This is a genomic window from Achromobacter sp. UMC71, assembly GCF_014170305.1.
Classification (GTDB): domain Bacteria; phylum Pseudomonadota; class Gammaproteobacteria; order Burkholderiales; family Burkholderiaceae_B; genus Achromobacter.
Genome location: NZ_LZZT01000006.1, coordinates 79,704 through 102,301, shown reverse-complemented (window position 1 = coordinate 102,301; position 22,598 = coordinate 79,704). Strand labels below are relative to the sequence as shown.

Below are 22,598 nucleotides of genomic sequence, written 5' to 3'. Positions count from 1 at the left end.
ATTCAATCCGACGGCTCGCTCGCTGCAAACTTCCGTGAGGATCGTGATTTTTTCGTGAATTGGACGAGATGGTTCGAATTGGCAGCACCGACGTTTCACGTGAAACCAACAAATTTCGTTTTTTTTGGGTAAGGGGTAGGGTAGGGTGCTGAAAAGTTGTTTTTATGTTGGTTGTGGAAGAACCATCCGCCGCTCGCAGCACCGCTATGTCGTGCTTAGATCAAGGCAAGTAGGGAATCAGAATGCCGTTCGGTCTGTCATGTCGGGGTACGCTCGATCGATATGTTCCACGTGAAACATGAGTTCGGCATCGATCGAAGAGGTATTTGAGACCGTGATAGCTGTCTCCACAGAGATGTTCCACGTGAAACATCAGATGCCGTGAGACAAGCCACAAATCCAGAGGGGTGGTGTCGTACCGAAAGCAGGGCGCCTATTGCCAGCATTCGCATAGGCATATGTTTCACGTGGACATTCACATATCCGCAGGTCTCCAGACCGATGTTTCACGTGAAACATTGCAGTCCCCTACACGCCGAGGAGTCCGCCGAGCCTCCAGTAAGTGATGTCGTCACAGATCGGCTATGTCTGCCGGTAGTCTGTGAACGGTATTGGACAGAAACGGGATAAGAGAGGGGTATGGACGTTCTCTCGGATACACCAATCTCACAGTTCGTTTGCATGTTTCACGTGAAACATGCAAATGCCAAGAAGGGATGGTCGCGCATGTTCCACGTGAAACATCCACTCGACAGCGGCAAATGCCGACATATTCATCGGGGTAGGGCCACCGTCCCGTTGCCTTTTGCATACGGACCTGGAGCTTGCGGAACGTCATTGCTGCACCGAACCATGTTTCACGTGAAACATGCCCCCCCTGCCTCTATAATGAGCACCGAACGCTCTCTTACCTCCCCATCATGGATTATCCCCGCGAATTCGATGTCATCGTCGTTGGTGGCGGCCACGCCGGCACCGAGGCGGCGCTGGCTGCAGCACGGGCTGGCGCCCAGACGCTGCTGCTGACCCACAACATCGAAACCCTAGGTCAAATGTCTTGCAATCCCTCCATCGGCGGGATCGGCAAGGGCCATCTCGTCAAGGAAGTGGACGCCCTGGGCGGCGCCATGGCCTTGGCGACGGACGAGGCGGGAATTCAATTCCGCATCTTGAACGGCTCCAAGGGTCCGGCCGTGCGCGCGACTCGCGCCCAGGCAGACCGGGTGTTGTACCGCCAGGCCATCCGTGGCCGCCTGGAAAACCAGCCCAACCTGTGGCTGTTCCAGCAGGCGGTGGAAGATCTGATGGTGGAAGGTGATCGTGTGGTCGGCGCCGTGACCCAGGTCGGGTTGAAGTTCCGTGCCAAGACCGTGGTCCTGACGGCCGGCACGTTCCTCAACGGCCTGATTCACGTGGGACTACAGAACTACTCGGGCGGCCGCGCAGGGGATCCTCCGGCGATTTCCCTGGGCCAGCGCCTGAAGGAACTGCAACTGCCCCAAGGTCGGCTGAAAACCGGCACGCCGCCTCGCATTGACGGCCGCAGCATCAACTACAGCATCCTGGAAGAACAACCGGGTGATCTGGATCCGATCCCGGTCTTCTCGTACATGGGCAATGTGGCCATGCACCCGCGGCAGTTGCCGTGCTGGATCACGCACACCAATGCGCGAACCCACGACATCATCCGCGGCGGGCTGGACCGCTCGCCGATGTATAGCGGTGTGATCGAAGGGGTGGGGCCGCGTTACTGCCCGTCCATTGAAGACAAGATCCACCGCTTTGCCGACAAGACGTCGCACCAGGTTTTTCTTGAACCCGAAGGCCTGGACACGCACGAGGTCTATCCCAACGGCGTATCGACCAGCCTGCCGTTCGACGTGCAGCTGGACCTGATTCATTCCTTGCCCGGCCTGGAAAACGCGCACATCCTGCGCCCCGGCTACGCGATTGAATACGACTACTTCGATCCACGTGGATTGAAGAGCACGCTTGAGACCAAGGCCATTTCCGGCTTGTTCTTCGCGGGGCAGATCAATGGCACGACCGGCTACGAAGAAGCCGCTGCCCAAGGTCTGCTGGCCGGCGTGAACGCCGCGCTGCAATCGCTGGGTCGTGAGCCGTGGACGCCGCGTCGCGACGAAGCCTACCTGGGCGTGTTGGTGGACGACCTGGTAACGCGCGGCGTGACCGAGCCCTATCGCATGTTCACCTCGCGCGCCGAATACCGGCTGAGCCTGCGCGAAGACAACGCGGATCTGCGCTTGACCGAAATCGGCCGCCAGCTGGGCATCGTCGATGACCTGCGTTGGGATGCATTCAATCGCAAGCGCGACGCGGTCGCCACGGAAGTCGAGCGCCTGAAATCGTCGTGGGTGAATCCGCGGTTGCTGCCGCTCGAAGTGGCCGAGCCATTGCTGGGCAAGTCGATTGAACGTGAGTACTCACTAGCAGATCTGCTGAAGCGTCCGAATGTTTCCTATGAAGCCCTGATGGCTGCCCGCAATGTCGACGGCACGCTGCTGGCGGGTCCGGGCGTGGTGGCGGACGAGGTGCTGGCAGAGCAGGTGGAGATCCAGGTGAAATACGCCGGCTACATCGCTCGCCAGCAGGACGAAGTTCAGAAGCAGATCGCGCATGAACAGCAGCCGATTCCGGCGGACGTCGATTACGACGCCGTGACGAGCCTGTCGTTTGAAGTGCGCCAGAAACTCAAGACGCATCGGCCCGAGACCGTTGGCCAGGCCGCCCGTATCTCGGGCGTGACGCCGGCGGCGATCTCGCTGCTGCTCATTCACCTCAAGCGCCTGCATTACGGCTCGCGCAAGCAAGCCGCATGAGCGCCCATTCCAACCCGGCCGGCGTAGACATGGCCGGCCGTCTCTCCCGTGCATTCGAGCAGCTGGGGCTGCAGGCCGACGCCGACGCGGCCGCCAAGCTGCTGGATTACCTGGCGCAGATGCAGCGCTGGAACCGGACCTATAACCTGACCGCCATCCGCGATCCGCAACAGATGCTGGTGCAGCATCTGTTCGACAGCCTGGCCGCCGTGGGCCCTTTCAGCGACGCGCTGGGTCAGCCCGGGGCGCAGGCCAAGGTCTACGACGTCGGATCCGGCGGCGGCCTGCCTGGCGTCGTCCTGGCGGTCATGCGCCCCGAGTGGTCCGTGACCTGCATCGACGCCGTTGAAAAGAAAACCGCATTCGTGCGGCAGATGAGCGGCGCGCTGGCCTTGCCCAACCTGCAGGCCCGCCACGCACGCATCGAAACGCTGGACCCCGCCGACTGCAATATTGTGACGTCGCGCGCCTTCGCATCCTTAGATGATTTTGCGATGCTCGCGGGCAGGCACGTGCGCAACGATGGTACCCTCGTCGCCATGAAGGGCAAGGTCCCCGAGGATGAAATCACAGCGTTGCATGCGCGCGGGGAATGGCAAGTCGACCATATTCAGCAGCTCCGGGTGCCGGAACTGCAAGCAGAACGCTGCCTGATCTGGATGCGCCGCAGTCAAGGAACCCTATGAAGAACTTACCCCCCAGCTCGTCCGCCCGCGTTTTCTGCATCGCCAACCAGAAAGGCGGTGTGGGCAAGACGACCACCGCCATCAATCTGGCGGCCGGCCTTGCGACGCACAAGCAACGCGTGCTGCTGGTGGACCTTGACCCTCAAGGCAACGCTACGATGGGCAGTGGCATCGATAAGAACTCGCTCGAGTCGAACCTGTACCAGGTGCTGATTGGCGAGTCCACGATCGAGCAGGCGCGCGTGCGTTCGGAATCGGGCGGCTACGATGTGCTGCCCGCCAACCGCGAGCTGTCCGGCGCCGAGATCGACCTGGTGCAGATGGACGAGCGCGAGCGTCAGCTCAAGGTCGCCATTGACACCGTCGCGACCCAATACGACTTCGTCCTGATCGACTGCCCGCCGACCTTGTCGCTGCTGACGCTGAACGGCCTGGCCGCGGCGCACGGTGTCATCATCCCGATGCAGTGTGAATACTTCGCGCTGGAAGGGTTGTCGGACCTGGTCAACACGATCAAGCGCGTCCATCGCAATATCAATGACGACCTGCGCGTCATCGGTCTGCTGCGCGTCATGTTCGATCCGCGCATGACCCTGCAGCAGCAGGTGTCCGCGCAGCTCGAGGCGCACTTCGGCGACAAGGTTTTCAAGACCGTCGTGCCGCGCAATGTGCGCCTGGCCGAGGCGCCCAGCTATGGCATGCCTGGCGTGGTCTACGACCGCGCGTCGCGCGGCGCGCAGGCCTATATCGCCTTCGGCGCCGAAATGATCGAGCGCGTTCGCGAGCTCGACAAGTAAAGCCCGGGCATGTCCGCCGTAATGCATCTTTCTTCGACCCACGACGCTTTGCCCCGCACGCCGCCCGCCGACGTGCGCGATGCGCTGCGTGTGCGGTTGGAAGAGGCCGCGCTCAACGCCACGGCGGTGCGTGCGCAGGTGCTTTACGACGGTTGGCTGGTGCGTTTTGCGCAGTCGTCCGCCAAACGGGTACGCAGCATCAATGTGCTGGGGTTATCCACACGTCCCTTGGACGAGCGGCTGGCGTATTGTTCAACGTTGTATGCGCGCCATGGTTTGCCCATGGTGCTGCGCATCACCTCCATCGGTCCCGATTTCGCCCTGGATGCCGATCTGGAGTCCCGTGGTTACATCCTCACCGGCGAGACCCGAGTCATGAGCATGCCGCTCGCCCCCAGGCCTGGCGCCCGGGGCGATCTGCTTTTCAAGACAGTGGACGCTGCCCGATTCGCGGCGGCGGTCGGGCGCATGCGTGATTCGCGGGCAGAGCATGTCGCCGAGCATCAAGCGCGCCTGGAAGGTCTGGCTGTGGATATCTTGCCGGTGCTCGCCACGGACGGCGACGGACATTGCGTGGCCGCCGGCATGGCCGTGCGCGATGGCGACGTCGTTGGGATATTCGATGTGGTGACAGACCCCGGGCAGCGGCGCAAAGGCCACGCAGCCAAACTGGTTGAACATCTGTTGGTCTGCGGCGCCGATGGCGGCGCCACCACGGCCTATTTGCAAGTCGAGCCGGAAAACACCGCGGCGCGCGCTTTGTACGGCCGCTACGGTTTCAAAGACTGTTACGCGTATTGGTACCGCCTGCCCGCCGAGCAGGCGGACGCCTGAGCCTGGCTCGGGATACAAAAACAGAAGGAAAGAGGATTTAACTATGGCCACCAAGAAACCCAAGGGTTTGGGTCGCGGACTTGACGCCTTGCTGGGCGCCGATGCGCCCGCCATCGACAACATCGGCAAGGCTGCGGCCAAGCCCGAGGGTCTGCCGTCCACCTTGCCTGTTTCGAAGATGCGAGCCGGCAAGTATCAGCCGCGCACCCGCATGGACGAGGGCGCGCTGGGCGAGCTGGCCGAATCGATACGCACACAAGGCATCATGCAACCCATTCTTGTGCGCGCGCTGGGCGATGCGCCCGGCCACTACGAGATCATCGCGGGCGAGCGCCGTTTCCGCGCGGCGCAGCTCGCCGGGCTGAAAGAAGTGCCGGTGCTGGTGCGTGAAGTCGCCGATGAAAACGCGGCTGTCATGGCGCTGATCGAAAACATCCAACGCGAAGACCTGAATCCGCTGGAAGAAGCGCACGGCGTGCGCCGCCTGCTGGATGAGTTCGGCCTGACGCACGAGCAGGCCGCCCAGGCCATCGGCCGCTCGCGCTCGGCCACCAGCAACCTGCTGCGTCTGTTGAACCTGGCCGCCGCGGTGCAGACCATGCTGTTGGCCGGCGACGTCGACATGGGCCATGCCCGTGCGTTGCTGGCCGTGGATGCCGCCACGCAGATCCAGCTGGCCAACCAGATCATTGCGCGCCGCCTGTCGGTGCGCGAAGCCGAAAAACTCGTGGCCAAGACCGCGAAGGAAGCCGAGACATCGGCGTCGCCCCGAAAAAAAGCCAATGGTGCATCGCGCGACCTGACCCGTCTGGAAGAGGCGCTGTCAGACCATCTGGGCACGCGCGTGGCGCTCAAAGTCGGGGCCAAGGAAAAGGGCCAGATCGTCATCGATTTCCACGGCTGGGAACACCTGAATTCGCTGCTCGAGCGCCAAGGCCTGTCCGGAGTGGTCGATGCCTGATCAGGCGCTGCCGGTTATCGCGGTGTTGGCCACGGGCGGCACCATTGCCGGTGCCCAAGCGGACGCGACGTCGGCCGGCTACAAGGCCGGCTCGTTCTCGGTAGGCGACTTGCTGGCGGCGGTGCCGCAGCTGGCGGGTTTGGCGGACATCCGCGCCGAGCAGGTTGCCAACGTGGGCAGCCAGAACATGACGCACGACGTCTGGCGCGCGCTGGCGCAACGCGTGGACGCGCTATGCGCGGACGCTTCGGTGGCGGGCATCGTCATCACCCATGGCACGGATACGCTTGAAGAGACAGCGTATTTCCTCAGCCTGGTCATTCGCCACGACAAGCCGGTGGTGCTGGTGGGCGCGATGCGTCCCGCCACCGCGTTGGGCGCCGAAGGCCCCGCCAACCTGTACAACGCCGTGGCGTTGGCCCGACATCCTGATGCGCGCGGCCGTGGTCCGCTGGTCGTGATGAACGAAGACGTGCACTACGCGCGCGAGATCCAGAAGATCGCCAGCGCGGGCATCAACGCCTTTGCATCGCCCAATCGCGGGCGCGCCGGGGTGATGCACGGTGGCGCGCCATACTTCTATTCGCGCAATACCACCACGCATACGGCACAAAGCGAGTTTTCACTCGCATTATTGGAAAAGTCCGGTTGGCCGCGCGTGGATATCGTCTACGCGCATGCCAATCTACAGGCCGACGTGATTGCGTTCATCGCCGATAAGGCCGATGGCATCGTGCTGGCCGGCGTGGGCGATGGCAATGCCACCGACCTGGCCGTTGATGCCTTGGCCCGCGCTGCGGCCGATGGCGTTGCCGTGGTGCGATCGAGCCGCACGGGTAGCGGCTTCGTGGCGCGCGATGTCGAACTGAACGACGCGGCGCTCGGTTTTGCCGCCGCCCGCGACCTGAACCCGCAGAAGGCGCGCATCCTGCTGATGCTGGCGCTGTGCGTGACACGCGAGCCGGCCGCCTTGCAACGCTACTTCGATCTTTACTGAAGGCTTGCCGGATTGGGCGCGGCATCCGCATGCCGCGCCAGTCCCAGGCTGGCCTTGAGCATGTCATAGACCTGCCGCGTCAGCGGATTGATCAGGTCACGCCTTATCCACAGGAAGTACGTGACGTCCGGCAAGGGCGGTAGGCCCTCCTTTTCCCCCAGCACCCGCATTTCCGGCCCCAGCAGCTCGACGCTGCGCGCGGTTACGCCCAGGCCTGCCCGCAGCGCGGCCTTGATGCCCACCAGGTTCGGCGCCACGTAATTGGTATGCCACCGCACCTGTGCCTGTTCCAACGCGGTCAGCGCCAGGCGGCGAAAGATGCTGGGTTCGTCGGCCAGCACCAGCGGCACGGGTGCATTCATGTCGTGCACATAGTCGGCCGATGCCAGCCAGACGGTGGGCGAGGTGCGCAAGGCCACGCCTTCGAAATCGTGGTCGAAGCGGGTGGAGATCGTCAGGTCCAGTTCGCCGGCGCGTAAGGCGTCCATCAGGAATGGGCTGCGGTCGGCGCGGATCTCGAGTTTCACGCGGGGCGCCGAACGCGCGATGTGCGTCAGCAGCGTGGGCAGGATGGTGTCGGCAACGTCCAGCGGCGCACCCAAGCGCAAATCGCCTTCCAGGGGCCCGTCCTGCAGTGCGCGCAGTGCCTCGTCGTTGATGGCCAGCATGTGGCGTGCGTATTCCACCAAGCGGCGGCCGTGGGTGGACAAGACCTTGTTGCGCCCCTGCTTTTCGAACAGTGGCAGGCCGATAGTGGCTTCCAGTCGCTGCATTTGCTGCGTGACCGCCGATTGTGTCTTGTGCAGCCGATTGGCCGCCTCGGAGAACGTGTCGTAGCGCGCGATCGCCGTCAGCGTACGCAGCAGGTCCAGATCCAGATTACGCATGTCGCTTGAAATCTAAAAGTATTAGCAATACTTATGGAATCTTAAGGCAATTTAAATTGTTCCACCCCGTGCGTGGCGATACAGTGACCAAAATAACTCGTGAAACAAGAGGGAAAGTCACTGTGGGCAACGCGCATCCTCACCAGCAGGGCATCGACAGCACCGTTGGAAATATTAAAAATACTTTAGGAAATAAGGGCCTGAACCGCGACAGCCTGAAGGTGGTGCTGGACGAGCTGATCCAGCTGGCCGGCCACACCGACTGGTGGGCCCAGGACCGCTATCCGGCGCCGGAAGAAGGCGAGCGCCAAGCGCGCTACCTGATCAGCGAAGACGCCGACAAGCAGTACGCGCTGTACCTGAACGTGATGCGCCCGGGTAAGCAGATCGTGCCGCACAACCACACCACCTGGGCCTGTATCGCCGCGGTGGAAGGGGTGGAATACAACTACGTGTACGACCGTACCGACGACGGTTCGGTAGCCGGCGTGGGGCGCCTTGAAAAGACCGGCACCGTGGTGGTCGGTCCGGGCGCGGGCATCGCGCTGATGCCCGACGACATCCATGCGGTCGAGATCCAGGGCGACAGCGTCATCCGCCATCTGCACATGTACGGCCGCGCGCTGGAAACGCTGACCGAGCGCCTGGCGTTCGACCTGGCCGCAGGCACGTGCAAAGTCATGCCCATTGGCGTGCAGACGCGCCGCTGATCATGGACAAACCCTATCGGTCCGCGACGCGCCTGTTGCGCGCCGGGCGCCCTCACAGCGGCTGGGTCAATACGCCGGTCACGCGCGCCAGCACTTACGTGTTCGATAGCGTCGCGGCCTGGCGCGATACGCGGGCCCGCCGTGAGCAGGAACGCCTGCCGTCCTACGGCGCGCGAGGCACCGACAGCACCCATGCGCTGGAAGACGCGCTGGTCGAGCTGGAGCAGGGCTTTCGCGCCAAGCTGTTCCCCACCGGGCAGGCCGCCATTGCTACCGTGCTGCTGGCCTATCTGCGCGCCGGAGACCATGTGCTGGTGACCGACGCGGTTTATGAACCCGTGCGTCGCTTCTGCGCCGAGCATCTGTCTCGTCTGGGGATCGAATGCTCGTATTACTCGCCGGACGGCTCCGGCGTTGAGCGGTTGGTGCGTCCGAATACCCGCATGATTTACGCCGAATCACCGGGTTCGCTGACCTACGAAATGCCGGACCTGAGTCGCCTGGCGGCGTTGGCGCGCGCGCATGATTGCTGGTTGGCTGTGGATAACACCTGGGCTTCCGGATTGCTGTGCCAACCCCTGTCGCTGGGCGCCGATATTTCCATCCTCGCGGCCACCAAGTACCTGGGCGGCCATGCCGACGTGATGATGGGCGCGGTCGTGACCAACCCGCGCGCTTGGCGGCCCCTGGATCGGGCCAGCATCGACTTCGGCCAGACCGTCGGCGCCGATGACGCCTTCCTGGTGCTGCGCGGCATGCGTTCGCTGCCATTGCGTATGGCCCAGCATGCCCGTAGCGCGCTGCGCGTGGCCGAGTGGCTGCAGGGCAGGGCGGAGGTTGCACACGTGCTGTGCCCGGTGCTGTCTGACGATCCTTTCCACGCCGTCTGGCTGCGTGAATGCTCGGGTACCAACGGCTTGTTGACCTTGGCGTTCGCGGCGCCTATTACCGACGCCGATATGGAACGCGCCATCGATGCGCTGCGCCTGTTCGGCATCGGCGCGTCCTGGGGCGGTTTTGAAAGCCTGGTGATTCCGATGCAGCTGCGCAATGCGCGTTCGCTACCGGCTTCGCAGGCACACGGCCCGATGTTGCGCCTGCATATCGGGCTGGAAGATCCGGACGACCTGATCGCCGATCTCGACCAAGCCTTCACGCTGCTGCGACCCGAGCGCTGATATTCGCCATTCCCCCTTTCTGATTGCAGAGAATTCACTGATGCATCCCCATTCCGACCTGAACCTGGCCGACGTCGATTCCCACACGCTCAAGGGCTGGCTGCACGACGGCAACGAGATCGCGCTGTTGGACGTGCGCGAGCATGGCCAGTACGGCGAGTCTCACTTGTTCTATGCCGCGCCAGTTCCCTATAGCCGACTGGAAGCCGACATCGTGCGGTTGGCGCCACGTCGTGGCGTACGGGTGGTGGTTTATGACGAAGGCGGCGTGGACGAGACGGCGGCCCGTGCCGCGAGCGCATTGCGTGGACTGGGTTACACGCAGGTGCACCGGCTGGCGGGTGGCATTGAACAATGGCGACGCGACGGTTATGCCGCATTTGCCGGCGTCAATGTGCCCAGCAAGACCTTTGGTGAACTCGCCGAAGAAGTTTTCCACACCCCCCGTATCGGCGCGCGCGAACTGGCCGAGCGTCAGCGCCGCGGCGACGACCTGATCGTGCTGGACGGCAGGCCCTACGCCGAATACCAGAAGATGAGCATTCCGGGCGGCATCTGCTGCCCCAACGGCGAACTGGCGTTGCGCGCACACACCCTGGTTCGCAATCCCAGCACCACTATTGTGGTCAATTGTGCAGGACGCACGCGCAGCATCATCGGCGCGCAGACGCTGATCAACCTGGGCTTGCCCAACCCGGTATTTGCGCTGGAAAACGGCACCCAAGGCTGGTACCTGGAAGACTTCAAACTGGACCATGGCGCGCAGCGCCGCTACGACGATACCGTGGCGCCTGAAGACCTGCCGGCGCTGGTACGGCGTTCGGCCGATCTGGCCGAGCGCCACAACGTGCCGCGCGTCAACGTAAGCCAGGTACAGGCCTGGCTGGACGACGCGGGTCGCAGCACCTTCCTGTGCGATGTACGCAGCGCCGAAGAGTTTGCGCAAGGGTCCTTGCCCGGCGCACAGCACACCCCCGGCGGCCAGCTGATCCAGGCCACCGACCAATACCTGGCCGTGCGTGGCGCACGCATCGTAGTGTTCGATGCCGAAGGGGTGCGCGCGCCGGTCGTGGCCAGTTGGCTGCGCCAGATGGGGTGGGATGCAAGCGTGCTGCAAGAAGGCGTGGCCGCAGCGCTGAAAGCCACCGTGGTGCCGGCCGATGCGCCGTCCGTGACGGTCTTGGACGACGCGGCCCTGGCCGCAGCATCGGCGCGGGGCGCGCAGCTGGTCGACCTCCGCGCCAGCATGCGCTATCGCGCAACACATATCGCGGGGGCGCAATGGTCGATTCGCCCGCGCTTTGCCGATCTGGCGCTGGACGCCGCGCAACCGGTGGTGTTGCTGGCCGACGAACTGGCCGTGGCCGCCTGGGCGGCCGCCGATCTGCGGGCGCGAGGCATCAGCGACGTCAAGGTGAACCTCGGCTCGCCGGCCGGCTGGTCGGCAGTGGGGCTGGCGCTGCAATCCACGCCGGACGAGCCCGCTGACCGCGACTGCATCGACTACCTGTTTTTTGTGCACGACCGCCACGACGGTAACAAGGCCGCGGCGCGTCAGTACCTGGCCTGGGAAACCAATCTGGTCAAGCAGATCGACGAGCGCGAACGCGCCGCGTATCGCTTTCCGGCTTAGTCGCCCATGGGCCGCGTGAGCGGCCGCACGACCTGTTTTATCCGATCAGCACGCCCCGGCGATCCGCCGCCGGGGCGGGGACGGTTCCTGGCGAACCGAAATGCAACGGACGGCCGAGTATCCGGCTGCCGACAACAAGGGGAAATACCGATGACAAAGCAACACGTGCTGCAAGCCTGCAGAACCGCGGCGGCCCTGGCCTGCCTGGCATGGGGAGCCAACGCGCACGCCCAGGCGCTCGCGCCGCTGGCCGACTATCCCAAACAGGCCATCACGGTCGTGTCGCCGTTCCCGCCCGGGGGTGGCAACGACGGCGTGGCTCGTCTGATCGCGCAGGAGCTCGGCGCGATCACGGGCCAAAGCGTGGTGGTGGAAAACCGCTCCGGCGCTGGCGGCAATGTGGGTACCTCGCAGGTCTCGCGCGCCAAACCTGATGGCTATACGCTGGTGATGTCGCAGACCAGCGTGATGGCCGTCAATCCACGCCTGTACAAGAACGTGGGCTTCGACCCGCTCAAGGACTTCGTCCCCATCTCGCAGATCACGTCCGCGCCCCTGGTGCTCGTGTCGCGCAGCGAAAGCGCCTACCGATCGCTGGGCGACTATCTCGACGCCGCTCGCAAGCAGCCCGGCGTCATCACCTATGCCACGCCGGGCAATGGCACCATGAGCCACCTGATGGGCGCACTGCTGTCGCAAAAGGCCGGCGTGAAACTTGTTCACGTCCCCTACCGCGGCGCCGCGCCTGCGATCACTGACCTGATGGGCGGCACGGTGGACATGTTGATCACCTCGCCCGCATCGGCCGAACCGATGGTCGCCGCCGGCAAGCTGCGCATCCTGGCGCTCAGCCACGACAACGGCATCGGCATCTTCAAGGCCGCGCCCACGCTCCAGCAATCCGGCATGGACGGTATCACCGCCGACGATTGGTACGGCCTGTTCGCGCCAGCCGGCACGCCGCCCGACCGCATCGCCTATCTGGCCCAGGCCGTGGCCCAGGCGATGAAATCGCCCAACGTGATCGCCAAGATCCAGGCCGGCGGCAGCCAACCGGTCGGTAGCGCGCCCGCTGCTTTCGAGAAGCGGCTGCAGCAAGACACCATCTATTGGGCAGATATGGTGAAGGTGGCGGGCGTGTCGGTGGACTGACGCGCGGCTACACCGTCAACGTCTTGCCCACGGCGGCCTTCAGCGGTGCGAAGGCCGGCATCTTTTCGGCATTGGCGTTGGTGACCAGGTGATCGATGCGGCCGACCTCGCAGTACGACACGCGGCTGCACAGGCCGATCTTGCTGAAGTCGGCCAGCAGCACGCGTTGCTTGGCGTTGGCGGCCATGGCGCGCGCCACTTCGGCTTCGCGCAAGTCGTAGCTGGTGGCGCCGCATTCGGCATCCACGCCCACCGGCGATAGCAGCGCCAGGTCGGCGCGGTAACGATGAATCTCGGCGATGGTGATGTCGCCCGCGGTGGCGCAGACCGGGCCGCCCACCGATCCGCCCAGCATGATCAGTTCGTTGGCGCCGTTGCCGGCGGCGCCGACCTTGAGCGCCACGTCGAATGAATTGGTGATGATGGTCAGTCCGCTGAGCTTGGCCAGTTCATCGGCCAATACGCTGGTGGTGCTGCCCGCATCCAGGAATAGCGTCTGGCCGCTGCTCACCAGGCCGGCGGCGGCGCGTGCGATGGCGCGCTTGTACTTGACGCGCGTATGCACGCGCTCGGTGATGGGCGGTTCGCTGTGCACCGGCACGGCGCCGCCGTGCACGCGGCGCAGTTCGCCCATGGATTCCAGTTCCAGCAGGTCGCGCCTGACTGTCTCCCGCGATACCCCCAGCTCGCCGACGATACGGTCGGTCGATACCTGCTGCAGTGAAGACAGCAGGGCGCGGATTCTTTGATACCGCTCTTCTTGCCACATATTGGATGCTTCCTAATCTATTTGCGGCGCCGCGCGGCCAGCGCGATCAATGCGCGCATCGCCAGCAGGGAGCCTCCCACGACCAGCATGATAAGCGTCGAATAGGCTGCCGCCTGCGAGACGAAACCTGCCTCGTCCAGCCGCAAGACAGATACCGGCGCCACGCTGACCGACGGCGTCACCAGGAAAATCACGGCGGACAACGTGACCATGGACCGCATGAACAGGAAAAAGAACACGCCCAGCACCGTGGGGGCGATCTGCGGCAACACCGCATCGCGCAGCACTTGCCAGGTGCCCCCGCCCAGGCAGCTCACCGCTTCTTCGAGCGCTTGCGGCACGGCGCGCATGCCGGTCATCATCGTCAGGAAACCCTGCGTGTGATAGTGGTAGAAATTGCACAGCGCGATCAGCGCGGCGCTGCCGTACAGCGCATACAGTGGCGTCGAAGGCGAATTGAACGCGAAGATGTACGACAGGCCCAGCACCAGCCCCGGCACGCCCACCGGTAGTACGGATACCAGGTAGACCAGCTTGGCCCAGGCCCGGGGGATGCGGCAGACGCCGAACGTCAGGAAGAAAAGCAGCAGCACGCCGCCGGATGCCGCCGCCAGTGACAGGTACAGCGACGTCCACAACGGCGCGTAGCCGCCGCTGACCGTGATGTCGTAGTGCTTGAGCGTCCATTCCATGCGGTACGGCCACAGCCGCATGAAGCTGGCGAACACGACGGTGGCGACCGTGGCCACGATGGTGCTGGTACACAGCAACACGCCCACCGTGAAGGCGCGGTCGCGGCCGCGGGCTGGCTGGGGCGTCACCCGCAGGCCGCTGGGCGACGCGGCGCCGAACTGGCGTTGCGAAGCCACCCGTTCGATCTGCACCGAGATCAGCGACGGCAGCAGCAGCAGGATGCCCACCACCGAGCCCATGCCGAAATTCATCTGGCCGGACACCTGGCTGTAGATTTCCGTGGCCAGCACCTTGTAGTTGCCGCCGATGACGGCGGCGTTGCCGAAATCGGTGATCGTGATCACGAAGACCACGAACGCCGCGCTCAGCAGGCCGAACTTGCAATTGGGCAACGTGATGTCGAAGAACTGCCGCGCGCTGGACGCGCCCATGACTTCGGCGGCGTCGTAGTAGCGGGCGTCGGTATTGCGCAGCGCGGCCTGCAGGATCAGCACGGCCTGGGGCAGGGCGTAGAAAACGTTCGAGATCAGCAGGCCCCAGAAGCCATAGATGTCGAACTCCCAGCCTGTCCAGCGGTGCACCAGGCCGTTGCGTCCCAGGATGAATATCAGCCCCAGTCCTTGCACCAATGACGGGGCGAGCAGCGGCAGCACCAGCGCCAGTTTGACGAAGGCCTTGCCGCGCATGCGGCTGCGGTCCAGCCCGTAGGCGATAGCAAAGCCGAGCAGCAGGCTGATCGCGGTGGTGGCCGCGCTCATGGTCAGGCTGTTGGCGGTGGCGGTCAGGATGCCGCGCGTGGCGAAGACCTCGGCGTAGTTGCCCAGGCCGATCCCGCCGTCTTTTTCCACCAGGCTGCGCCAGGCAACCGTCGCCAGCGGATACAGGAAGAACAGCGCCAGCCCGATCATCGGGATGCCGACGCAGGTCCACAGCAGCACCCGGTCCAGCGACCAGGGTGCGCGAGTGGCGGTGGCGGATGCGGTGGCGTTCATGCGGGCCGTATTCACGCCGTGGCTCCCGGCGGGTGTTTCAGCGCGGTCGATGTCATACGCGAACCCAGGCGCATTGCCCCGGTTCCATGTCCAGGCGCACCGGCGCGCCTTGCGACAGCCCGGCTGCGCCGTGCTGCTCCACCAGCAGTTCGCGGCCTTGCCAGTCGATCCGCAGGCGCGTCAGATTGCCCATGAAGGTCATTTCGCGCACGCGTCCCGGGCCCTGCGCGTCGGCGGCGATGCGCAGGCTCTCGGGCCGCAAGCAGGCTTCGAACCGGTCGCTGGCGCCATCCGGCCGCGTGGCCAGCAGCGCCGGCATGGCCTGGCGCACCCAATCGGTCGGCAGCAGATTGCTCAGGCCCACGAAGTTGGCGACAAAGCGCGTCTGCGGACGCAGGTACAGGTCGGACGGCGAGCCCACCTGTTCGACGCGGCCGTCGTTCATGCAGACGATCTTGTCCGCCAGTGTCAGCGCTTCTTCCTGATCGTGGGTCACCATGATCGTGGGAATCCGCAGCCGGCGCTGCACCTCGTGGATCTCGGCGCGCATGTCCGTGCGTACCCGCGCATCCAACGCGGACAGGGGCTCGTCCAGCAGGATCAGCGCGGGGTCCACCGCTAGCGCCCGTGCTAACGCCACGCGTTGTTGCTGGCCGCCCGACAGTTGGTGCGGATAGCGCTGCGCGTAGTCGGGCAGCTTGATCAGCGCCAGCAACTCCGTGACCCGCGCGGCGATGCGGTCGCGGCTTTCGCCGCGTATGCGCAGGCCATAGCCGACGTTTTCGGCCACGGTCATGTTGGGAAAGAGCGAATACGACTGGAACACGATGCCGAAACCCCGCTTGCGGGCCGGCAGCGCGGACAAGTCGCGGCCGCCGAGCGTGATGCTGCCGCCGTCGAATGGCAGCAGCCCCGCGACGATGCGCAGCAGCGTGGTCTTGCCGCAGCCGCTGGGGCCCAGCAGGCAGACAAACTCATGTTCGCCCACGGACAGGTCGATGCCTTCCAGCGCGACCGCGCCGTCGAAGGTCTTGCGTATCCCGCGCAATTCCAGGTACATGGCTGCTCCAGCAGGGCGCGGCGGCCGGCGGCGCCGGCCGCGGGCCTTCAGCGTTTGATGGTGTCCTGCCAGGTCTTGATGGTGGCGTCGCGTTCGGCCGCCGATTTCTGGAAGTCCACCGGGTACAGCACGGCCGTCAGATCCTTGGGCAGACCGGCTGCCTCGGCCGCCTTATTGGGGGCGGATCCGGGAATCGTGACCAGCTCCTTGTACTTGCTGTACAGGCCGCCAGCTTCGGGCGATAGCGTCCAGTCCAGGAAGCGCTTGGCGTCGGTCGGATTCTTCGCCGTCTTCATCAGGCCGGACGCCTCCAGCTCGTAACCCACCCACTTGGACGGGATCACCATCTTGACGGGAAAGCCCTCTTCGATCGATTGCATGGCAGGAAACGCGAACGACACGCCGATCGCGTATTCGCCAGCGCGGGCCATCTTGCAAGGGCGCGAACCGGACGGCGTGTACTGGGCCACGTTCTTGTCCAGGTCCTTGAGCAGCGCCCAGCCCTTGCAGCAGCGCCACGATCTGCAGGTAGCCGGTGCCGGATGCCGCCGGACTGGGAATCACGATTTCGCCCTTGTAGACCGGCTTGGTCAGGTCTTCCCACGAGGTGGGCATGGGCAGGTTCTTGGACTTGAGCCGGTCGGTGTTCACACAGAACGCGGCGACATAGCCGGTGGCCGCGAACCACTTGTTGTCGGCCCCCTTGTATTGGGCGGGCAGGGCGTCGATGCCTTTCGCGGCATAGGGTTCCAGCAGCTTCTGCAGCCGCGGGTCCAGCATGTTGCTGACGGCGAAGCCCCAGATCACGTCCTGCTGTGGATTGGCCGCCTCGGCGATCAGGCGCGCGCCCAGGTCGCCGGTGGACAGCCGCAACACGTTCACCTTCACATCCGGCATGGCGGCGTTGGCGGCCTTCAGGTAGGCAGCGATCTCGTCTTCTTCCAGGGCGGAATAGACGGTGATGGCGCCCGCGTGGGCGGCCTGTGCACAACCTAGGGAAATTACTGCAACCACAAGGCTAAGCTTCTTCTTACATTGCATGATGGAACTCCGGAAAGGAATACACGGCAACGGCGGTGAGCTGCGGTTTGCGGACGACGACCTGCTGGAAGACGGTGAGGTTGCGTTTTTAGGTATATTTGCAAATTTGTGGCAACGTGTCTAGACTGGAAAAACCTTAATCGCATGGGTTTTTTTGGCGCCGCGCCACGCCTGGGAGCTCGTCAATGCAAACATCGCCGCCGCCTACCGCGCAGCAATTGGCCGCCTTTTCCTCGTTCGCCCAAACGTTGGCGGACCGAGTCCGGCCGTTGTCGCGCCAGTGGTTCCGCCACCCGCTGTCGGTGGATACCAAAGCGGATGAAAGTCCCGTCACGCAAGCCGACCGCGAGGTCGAAGCCGCGTTGCGGGAAGCGATCGCCAGCCAGTATCCCGATCACGGCATCTTCGGCGAGGAATTCGGCGCCAGCCATGCCGAGGCCGAATGGGTGTGGTCGCTCGATCCCATCGACGGCACCCGCGCGTTCATTTCAGGCAATCCGCTATGGGGCACCCTGTTGGCGTTGCTGCACCGCGGCCGTCCGGTGCTGGGCCTGATCGACATCCCGATGCTGGCCGAACGCTGGCTGGGCGTGGCCGGTTCGCCCGCTCGTCTGAACGGCGAGCCCTGCCGCGTCAGCGCCTGCACCGACTTGCAGCACGCGACGCTCTACGCCACCTCGCCCGACATCTTCGAAGGCGCCGACCTGGCCGCGTTCGAGTCGCTGACGCGCTCGGTGCGCATGCGCCGCTATGGCGGCGATTGCTACAGCTACGGCCTGCTGGCCAGCGGCCATGTCGACCTGGTGGTCGAGGCCGGCCTGCAGCCTTATGACTATCTGGCGCTGATGCCCGTGATTGAAGGCGCGGGCGGCGTCATTACCGATTGGTCGGGGCAGCCGTTAGGCCTCGAGTCGCAGGGCCGCGTGATCGCGGCCGCCACACCGCAGCTGCATCGCGAGGCGATGCGGGTGCTGGGGGCGGCCACGACCTGAAACGCCACGCCCCGCGACCCCGCAAGTCAACGCAACGCTTCAGCCACGGACAAGGTGAACAAGCATGCATGCACTAGGGGTAGCAACGGTGGAGGACGCAGAGCGGCTGGTGCAAGCCAGTCCGCTCTCGCATATCAAGGTCGGCTTGTCCGACGTTGACGGCGTCATGCTGGGCAAGTACATCCGGCGCGACAAATTCCTGTCCGCGCTGCGCGGCGGCCTGGCCTTTTGCGATGTGGTGTTCGGCTGGGATCTGGACGATCAGCTTTACGACAACACCAAGTACACGGGCTGGCACACGGCCTATCCTGACGCCAAGCTGCGCATCGTGCCGTCCACGGGACGGCGGCTGCCGCTGGAACAAGGGCCCGGCGGCGAAGACATGCTGCTATTCCTGGCCGAGTTCGAAGGCCCCGCGGCCGAGATCTGCCCGCGCCGCCTGTTGCATCGCACGCTGGACCGGGCCGCGGGCATGGGCTTCGAGGTCTACGCTGCGCTGGAATACGAGTTCTTCATGTTCCGCGAGACGCCGCACTCCGTGCGCGCCAAGCATTACCGCGACATGGAAAACTGGACCCCCGGCAACTTCGGTTATTCCATGTTGCGCAGCACGGTGCAGGGCGACTTCTATCGCAAGCTGCTCGACATGTGCGAGCGCATGGACATGCCGATCGAAGGTCTGCATACCGAAACCGGGCCAGGCGTGCTGGAAGCGGCCATCGCGGTGGACCAGGCCGCGGCCGCGGGCGACAAGGCCTTTCTCTTCAAGACTTTCACGAAGGCGCTGGCACAGCAGAACGGATTGATGGCCACCTTCATGGCCAAGTGGTCGCACGATCATCCCGGGCAGAGCGGCCACATCCATCTATCGCTGCGTGATCGCAAGAGCGGACGCTCGGCCTTCTACGACGAATCGCAGCCGCATGGCATGAGCGCAACGCAGTCCGCGTTCATGGCCGGCGTGCAGCGCTACCTGCCCGAATTCATGGCGCTGTACGCGCAGACCATCAACAGCTATTCGCGGCTGGTGCCGGGGTACTGGGCACCGCTGGATGCCACCTGGGGCATGGAGAACCGCACCACCGCGTTGCGGCTCATTCCCGGCAGCGACAAGTCGCAGCGGGTGGAAGTGCGCATTGGTTCGGCCGATGCCAATCCCTACCTGGCCCTGTCCGCGGCCCTGGCCTCGGGCTTGTACGGCATCGAGCAAGGCCTGAAGCCCGAGCCCATGGTGCAAGGCAACGCCTATACGCAGCAGTTCCCCCCGCAGCTGCGCCTGCCCACCACTTTGTGGGAAGCGGCTCAGCGGCTGCGCGAATCCGAAGCGGCGCGGCACTTGTTCGGCGATGCCTTTGTCGAACATTACGCCGCCACGCGCGAATGGGAAGAGCGCCAGTTCAGGCGCCACGTCACCGATTGGGAATTGGCACGCTATTTCGAGATCATCTGACCGCCGTTTACTTCCGCCTATCCACCATGCACGCATAGGGCCGCCATGACGCAGGAACTCATCACCATCAGTCCCATCGACGGCCGCGAAGTCGTGCGCCGTCCGTACGCCAGCGAAGCGCAGATCGCGCAGGCGCTGGCCGATGCCCAGGCCGCGCTAGGGGCCTGGCACGCGCTGGGTGTCCAGGAGCGGGGGCGCATCCTGTCGGACGCCGTCTCGCGCTTTGTCGCCGCGAAGGCCGAGGCGGCGCGTGCGATCACCATCCAGATGGGGCGGCCGCTGCGCTACACGCCGGGCGAGGTGGATGGCTTCCAAGCGCGGGCGCGCCACATGATCAGCATTGCGGCCGCCGCGCTGGCGCCGATACGCGTGCCCGAACTGGCCGGCTTCACGCGCTTCATCAGCCGCGAACCGATCGGCGTGGCGCTGACCATCGCGCCATGGAACTACCCGCTGCTTACCGCCGTCAACAGCATCGTGCCGGCCTTGATGGCGGGCAACACCGTCATCCTCAAGCACTCCGATCAGACGCCGTTGTGCGCCGAACTGATCGGACGCGCGTTCAGCGAAGCGGGCGTGCCGCCAGGCGTGTTCCAGTATCTGCACGCCAGCCACGATATCGCGCAGCGGCTGATCCGAGCGCCCGAGATCGGCTACGTGTCGTTCACAGGATCGGTGCGTGGCGGGCGCAGCGTGGAAGAAGCCGCGGCAGGACGCTTCATCGGCGTGGGCCTGGAGCTGGGCGGCAACGACCCGGCATATGTGCGCGCGGACGCCAAGCTGGACCATGCGGTCGAAACCCTGGTGGACGGCGCCTTCTTCAATTCGGGCCAGTCTTGCTGCGGCATCCAGCGCATCTACGTGGCGCGGCCGCGCTACCAGGAGTTCATCGACCGAGCCGTCGCCCTGACCAACGAATACGTGCTGGGCGACCCGCTGCGCGCGGAAACCACATTGGGGCCGGTGGTGCGCACGCGCGCGGCCGACGAGGTGCGCGAAGTGATCGCCGAGGCCGTGTCGCGCGGCGCCCGCAATCTGGTCGACCCCGCGCGCTTCGAAGCGGCGCGCGCCGGCACGCCCTACGTGGCGCCGGCTTTGCTCACGCAGGTCGACCATCACATGCGCGTCATGAGCGACGAATGCTTCGGACCGGTGGTTGGCGTCATGCCAGTGGACAGCGATGAAGAGGCCGTCGCGTTGATGAACGACAGCCCCTATGGCCTGACCGCCGCGGTGTTCACGCAGGACGAAGACGCCGCGCTGCATCTGGGCCGCCAGGTGCGCACCGGCACCTTTTTCATGAACCGCTGCGACTACCTCGATCCCGCGCTGGCCTGGACCGGTGTCAAGCACACCGGCCGCGGCGTTTCCTTGTCGCAGGTCGGCTACGAACAACTCACGCAAGCCAAATCCTTTCATCTGCGCAGCGTGGCCTGAAGCCGCGCGACCAGGAGCCGACATGAACGTCCCCAGCGTCAACTGGAACTATCCCACTGCCATCAAGGCGGGCCCGGGCCGCATTAAGGAACTGCCGCAATGGTGCCGCGAACTCGGCATGACGCGGCCGCTGCTGGTCACCGATCCGGGCCTGGCTGCGTTGCCCATGATCGGTGAGGCCGTGCGTGCTTGCCGCCAGGCTGGCCTGGAATGTGGCCTGTTCCATGAAGTGAAGGGCAACCCGACGGGCCGCAACGTCGTCGACGGCGTCGCACGCTATCGCGAAGGGCGGCACGATGGCGTAATTGCCTTTGGCGGCGGCTCGGCGCTGGACGCGGCCAAGGCGATTGCGCTGATGGCGGGCCAGAATCGTCCGCTGTGGGATTTCGAAGACGTGGGCGACAACTACCTGCGCGTCAACGTGGCCGGCATGGCGCCGGTGGTGGCAGTGCCGACCACCGCGGGCACCGGCTCTGAAGTCGGACGCGCATCCGTCATCACCGACGAAGCCGCGCACGTCAAGCGCATCATCTTTCACGCGCGCATGCTGCCGGCCATTGTCATCCTGGACCCTGAACTGACGGTCGGCTTGCCGCCCAGGATCACCGCGGCCACCGGCATGGATGCGCTGTCGCACAACCTGGAAGCCTACTGTTCGCCGTTTTTCCATCCCATGGCTTCCGGCATCGCGCTCGAAGGCATGCGCATGATCAAGGAATACCTGCCGCAGGCCGTGGCGGACGGCACCGACCTGCAGGCGCGCCAGCAGATGCTGGTGGCGTCCAGCATGGGCGCCACGGCATTCCAGCGCGGACTCGGCGCGATGCACGCGCTGGCGCATCCGCTGGGCGCGCTGTACGACGCGCACCACGGCATGCTCAATGCGATTCTCATGCCCTATGTGCTCAAGGCCAACGAACACGCGGTGGCGCCCCGGTTGCAGGCGCTGGCGCGCTATCTGTCGCTGCCCGGTGACAGCCCCGGCGCGGTGCTGGACTGGGTGCTGGCCCTGCGCGAAACCGTAGGCATTCCGCATACCCTGGCCGACATCGGCATCAATGATGCACAAGCCGAGCGGGTGGGGCGCATGGCCAGCGAGGATCCGTCGGGCGGAACCAACCCCGTCGCGTACACGCCAGACCAGTACGCCGAACTTTTCCGTGCAGCCGTTCGCGGAATCTTGTAAGCTTCGCCCCCTCTGCGCGGAAACGCGGCGGAGGTAGGACAAAAGATTTGAATATTTTTCGCCCCTGGCGTTTGACAGCGGATTTGAAAGTGTTCATAATCTCAAGTTCTCCGCTGGAGGGGTGCCCGAGTGGTTAAAGGGGGCAGACTGTAAATCTGTTGACCTTGCGTCTACGTTGGTTCGAATCCAACCTCCTCCACCAGAGACCCATACCTGAATCCAGGCGATGTTTGCCTGGATTTTAAAATGTAGGCCTAGGGAACTGGGCGGCCTTCGCAACGAAGGTTGTAAGGTTCCCCGGGC

The 22,598-nt window shown here is 64.6% G+C and carries 18 protein-coding genes, 1 tRNA gene and 1 pseudogene; 15 read left to right on the top strand and 5 right to left on the bottom strand.

The features are described from left to right. Positions 1-920 precede the first annotated feature (920 nt). The 6 genes from mnmG to A9974_RS02120 are packed head-to-tail and all read left to right on the top strand — an operon-like array spanning position 921 to position 7,115. On the top strand, positions 921-2,840 hold the full coding sequence (gene mnmG, locus A9974_RS02145) for a tRNA uridine-5-carboxymethylaminomethyl(34) synthesis enzyme MnmG (protein ID WP_183002506.1): 1,920 nt from the start codon (positions 921-923) through the stop codon (positions 2,838-2,840). Then, the gene (gene rsmG, locus A9974_RS02140; RefSeq protein WP_183002505.1) at positions 2,837-3,526 is read left to right on the top strand and encodes a 16S rRNA (guanine(527)-N(7))-methyltransferase RsmG; all 690 of its coding nucleotides are present in this window, start codon (positions 2,837-2,839) and stop codon (positions 3,524-3,526) included. The genes mnmG and rsmG overlap by 4 nt, the downstream gene beginning before the upstream one ends. Further along, the gene (locus A9974_RS02135; protein ID WP_183002504.1) at positions 3,523-4,323 is read left to right on the top strand and encodes a ParA family protein; all 801 of its coding nucleotides are present in this window, start codon (positions 3,523-3,525) and stop codon (positions 4,321-4,323) included. Before rsmG ends, A9974_RS02135 begins: the two co-directional genes overlap by 4 nt. A 9-nt stretch (positions 4,324-4,332) precedes the next feature. Then, a complete protein-coding gene (locus tag A9974_RS02130) occupies positions 4,333-5,157 on the top strand; it encodes a GNAT family N-acetyltransferase (RefSeq protein WP_183002503.1) in 825 nt (274 codons plus the stop codon). Between the two features lie 43 nt (positions 5,158-5,200). Continuing rightward, positions 5,201-6,118 (top strand): ParB/RepB/Spo0J family partition protein, encoded by a 918-nt coding sequence (locus tag A9974_RS02125; protein WP_183002502.1) that lies wholly within the window; start codon positions 5,201-5,203, stop codon positions 6,116-6,118. Then, positions 6,111-7,115 (top strand): asparaginase, encoded by a 1,005-nt coding sequence (locus A9974_RS02120; protein WP_183002501.1) that lies wholly within the window; start codon positions 6,111-6,113, stop codon positions 7,113-7,115. Before A9974_RS02125 ends, A9974_RS02120 begins: the two co-directional genes overlap by 8 nt. Here the strand turns inward: A9974_RS02120 and A9974_RS02115 are convergent. Beyond that, the gene (locus A9974_RS02115; RefSeq protein ID WP_183002500.1) at positions 7,109-8,002 is read right to left on the bottom strand and encodes a LysR substrate-binding domain-containing protein; all 894 of its coding nucleotides are present in this window, start codon (positions 8,000-8,002) and stop codon (positions 7,109-7,111) included. The genes A9974_RS02120 and A9974_RS02115 overlap by 7 nt on opposite strands. Before the next feature lie 122 nt (positions 8,003-8,124). Here A9974_RS02115 and A9974_RS02110 point away from each other — a divergent pair, with 122 nt between their 5' ends. From A9974_RS02110 to A9974_RS02095, 4 genes are all read left to right on the top strand, one after another. Beyond that, positions 8,125-8,712 (top strand): hypothetical protein, encoded by a 588-nt coding sequence (locus A9974_RS02110; protein ID WP_183002499.1) that lies wholly within the window; start codon positions 8,125-8,127, stop codon positions 8,710-8,712. A 2-nt stretch (positions 8,713-8,714) separates the two neighbouring features. After that, the gene (gene metC, locus A9974_RS02105) at positions 8,715-9,890 is read left to right on the top strand and encodes a cystathionine beta-lyase (RefSeq protein ID WP_183002498.1); all 1,176 of its coding nucleotides are present in this window, start codon (positions 8,715-8,717) and stop codon (positions 9,888-9,890) included. Positions 9,891-9,930: 40 nt separating this feature from the next. Beyond that, the gene (locus A9974_RS02100) at positions 9,931-11,523 is read left to right on the top strand and encodes a rhodanese-like domain-containing protein (protein ID WP_183002497.1); all 1,593 of its coding nucleotides are present in this window, start codon (positions 9,931-9,933) and stop codon (positions 11,521-11,523) included. Between the two features lie 150 nt (positions 11,524-11,673). Beyond that, positions 11,674-12,675, top strand: a complete 1,002-nt coding sequence (locus A9974_RS02095) for a tripartite tricarboxylate transporter substrate binding protein (RefSeq protein WP_183002496.1) — start codon at positions 11,674-11,676, stop codon at positions 12,673-12,675. A gap of 7 nt (positions 12,676-12,682) precedes the next feature. Here A9974_RS02095 and A9974_RS02090 read toward each other — a convergent pair whose 3' ends face one another. From A9974_RS02090 to A9974_RS02075, 4 genes and pseudogenes are all read right to left on the bottom strand, one after another. Then, a complete protein-coding gene (locus A9974_RS02090; protein ID WP_183002495.1) occupies positions 12,683-13,444 on the bottom strand; it encodes a DeoR/GlpR family DNA-binding transcription regulator in 762 nt (253 codons plus the stop codon). Between the two features lie 17 nt (positions 13,445-13,461). After that, positions 13,462-15,129 (bottom strand): ABC transporter permease subunit, encoded by a 1,668-nt coding sequence (locus A9974_RS02085; RefSeq protein WP_183002494.1) that lies wholly within the window; start codon positions 15,127-15,129, stop codon positions 13,462-13,464. A gap of 52 nt (positions 15,130-15,181) precedes the next feature. Then, a complete protein-coding gene (locus A9974_RS02080; RefSeq protein ID WP_183002493.1) occupies positions 15,182-16,189 on the bottom strand; it encodes an ABC transporter ATP-binding protein in 1,008 nt (335 codons plus the stop codon). Between the two features lie 47 nt (positions 16,190-16,236). Continuing rightward, positions 16,237-17,086, bottom strand: a pseudogene (locus A9974_RS02075) (ABC transporter substrate-binding protein). A 329-nt stretch (positions 17,087-17,415) separates the two neighbouring features. Between A9974_RS02075 and hisN the strand changes: the two are divergent. From hisN to A9974_RS02050, 5 genes are all read left to right on the top strand, one after another. Continuing rightward, positions 17,416-18,222, top strand: coding sequence for a histidinol-phosphatase (gene hisN, locus A9974_RS02070; RefSeq protein WP_183002492.1), 807 nt, complete (start codon positions 17,416-17,418; stop codon positions 18,220-18,222). 64 nt (positions 18,223-18,286) lie between these two features. Beyond that, positions 18,287-19,672 (top strand): glutamine synthetase family protein, encoded by a 1,386-nt coding sequence (locus tag A9974_RS02065; protein ID WP_183002491.1) that lies wholly within the window; start codon positions 18,287-18,289, stop codon positions 19,670-19,672. Positions 19,673-19,717: 45 nt separating this feature from the next. Further along, a complete protein-coding gene (locus A9974_RS02060; RefSeq protein WP_183002490.1) occupies positions 19,718-21,109 on the top strand; it encodes an aldehyde dehydrogenase family protein in 1,392 nt (463 codons plus the stop codon). 22 nt (positions 21,110-21,131) lie between these two features. Continuing rightward, positions 21,132-22,295 (top strand): iron-containing alcohol dehydrogenase, encoded by a 1,164-nt coding sequence (locus A9974_RS02055; protein WP_183002489.1) that lies wholly within the window; start codon positions 21,132-21,134, stop codon positions 22,293-22,295. A 115-nt stretch (positions 22,296-22,410) separates the two neighbouring features. Next, positions 22,411-22,497: transfer RNA gene (locus A9974_RS02050), tRNA-Tyr, on the top strand. Positions 22,498-22,598 lie beyond the last annotated feature (101 nt).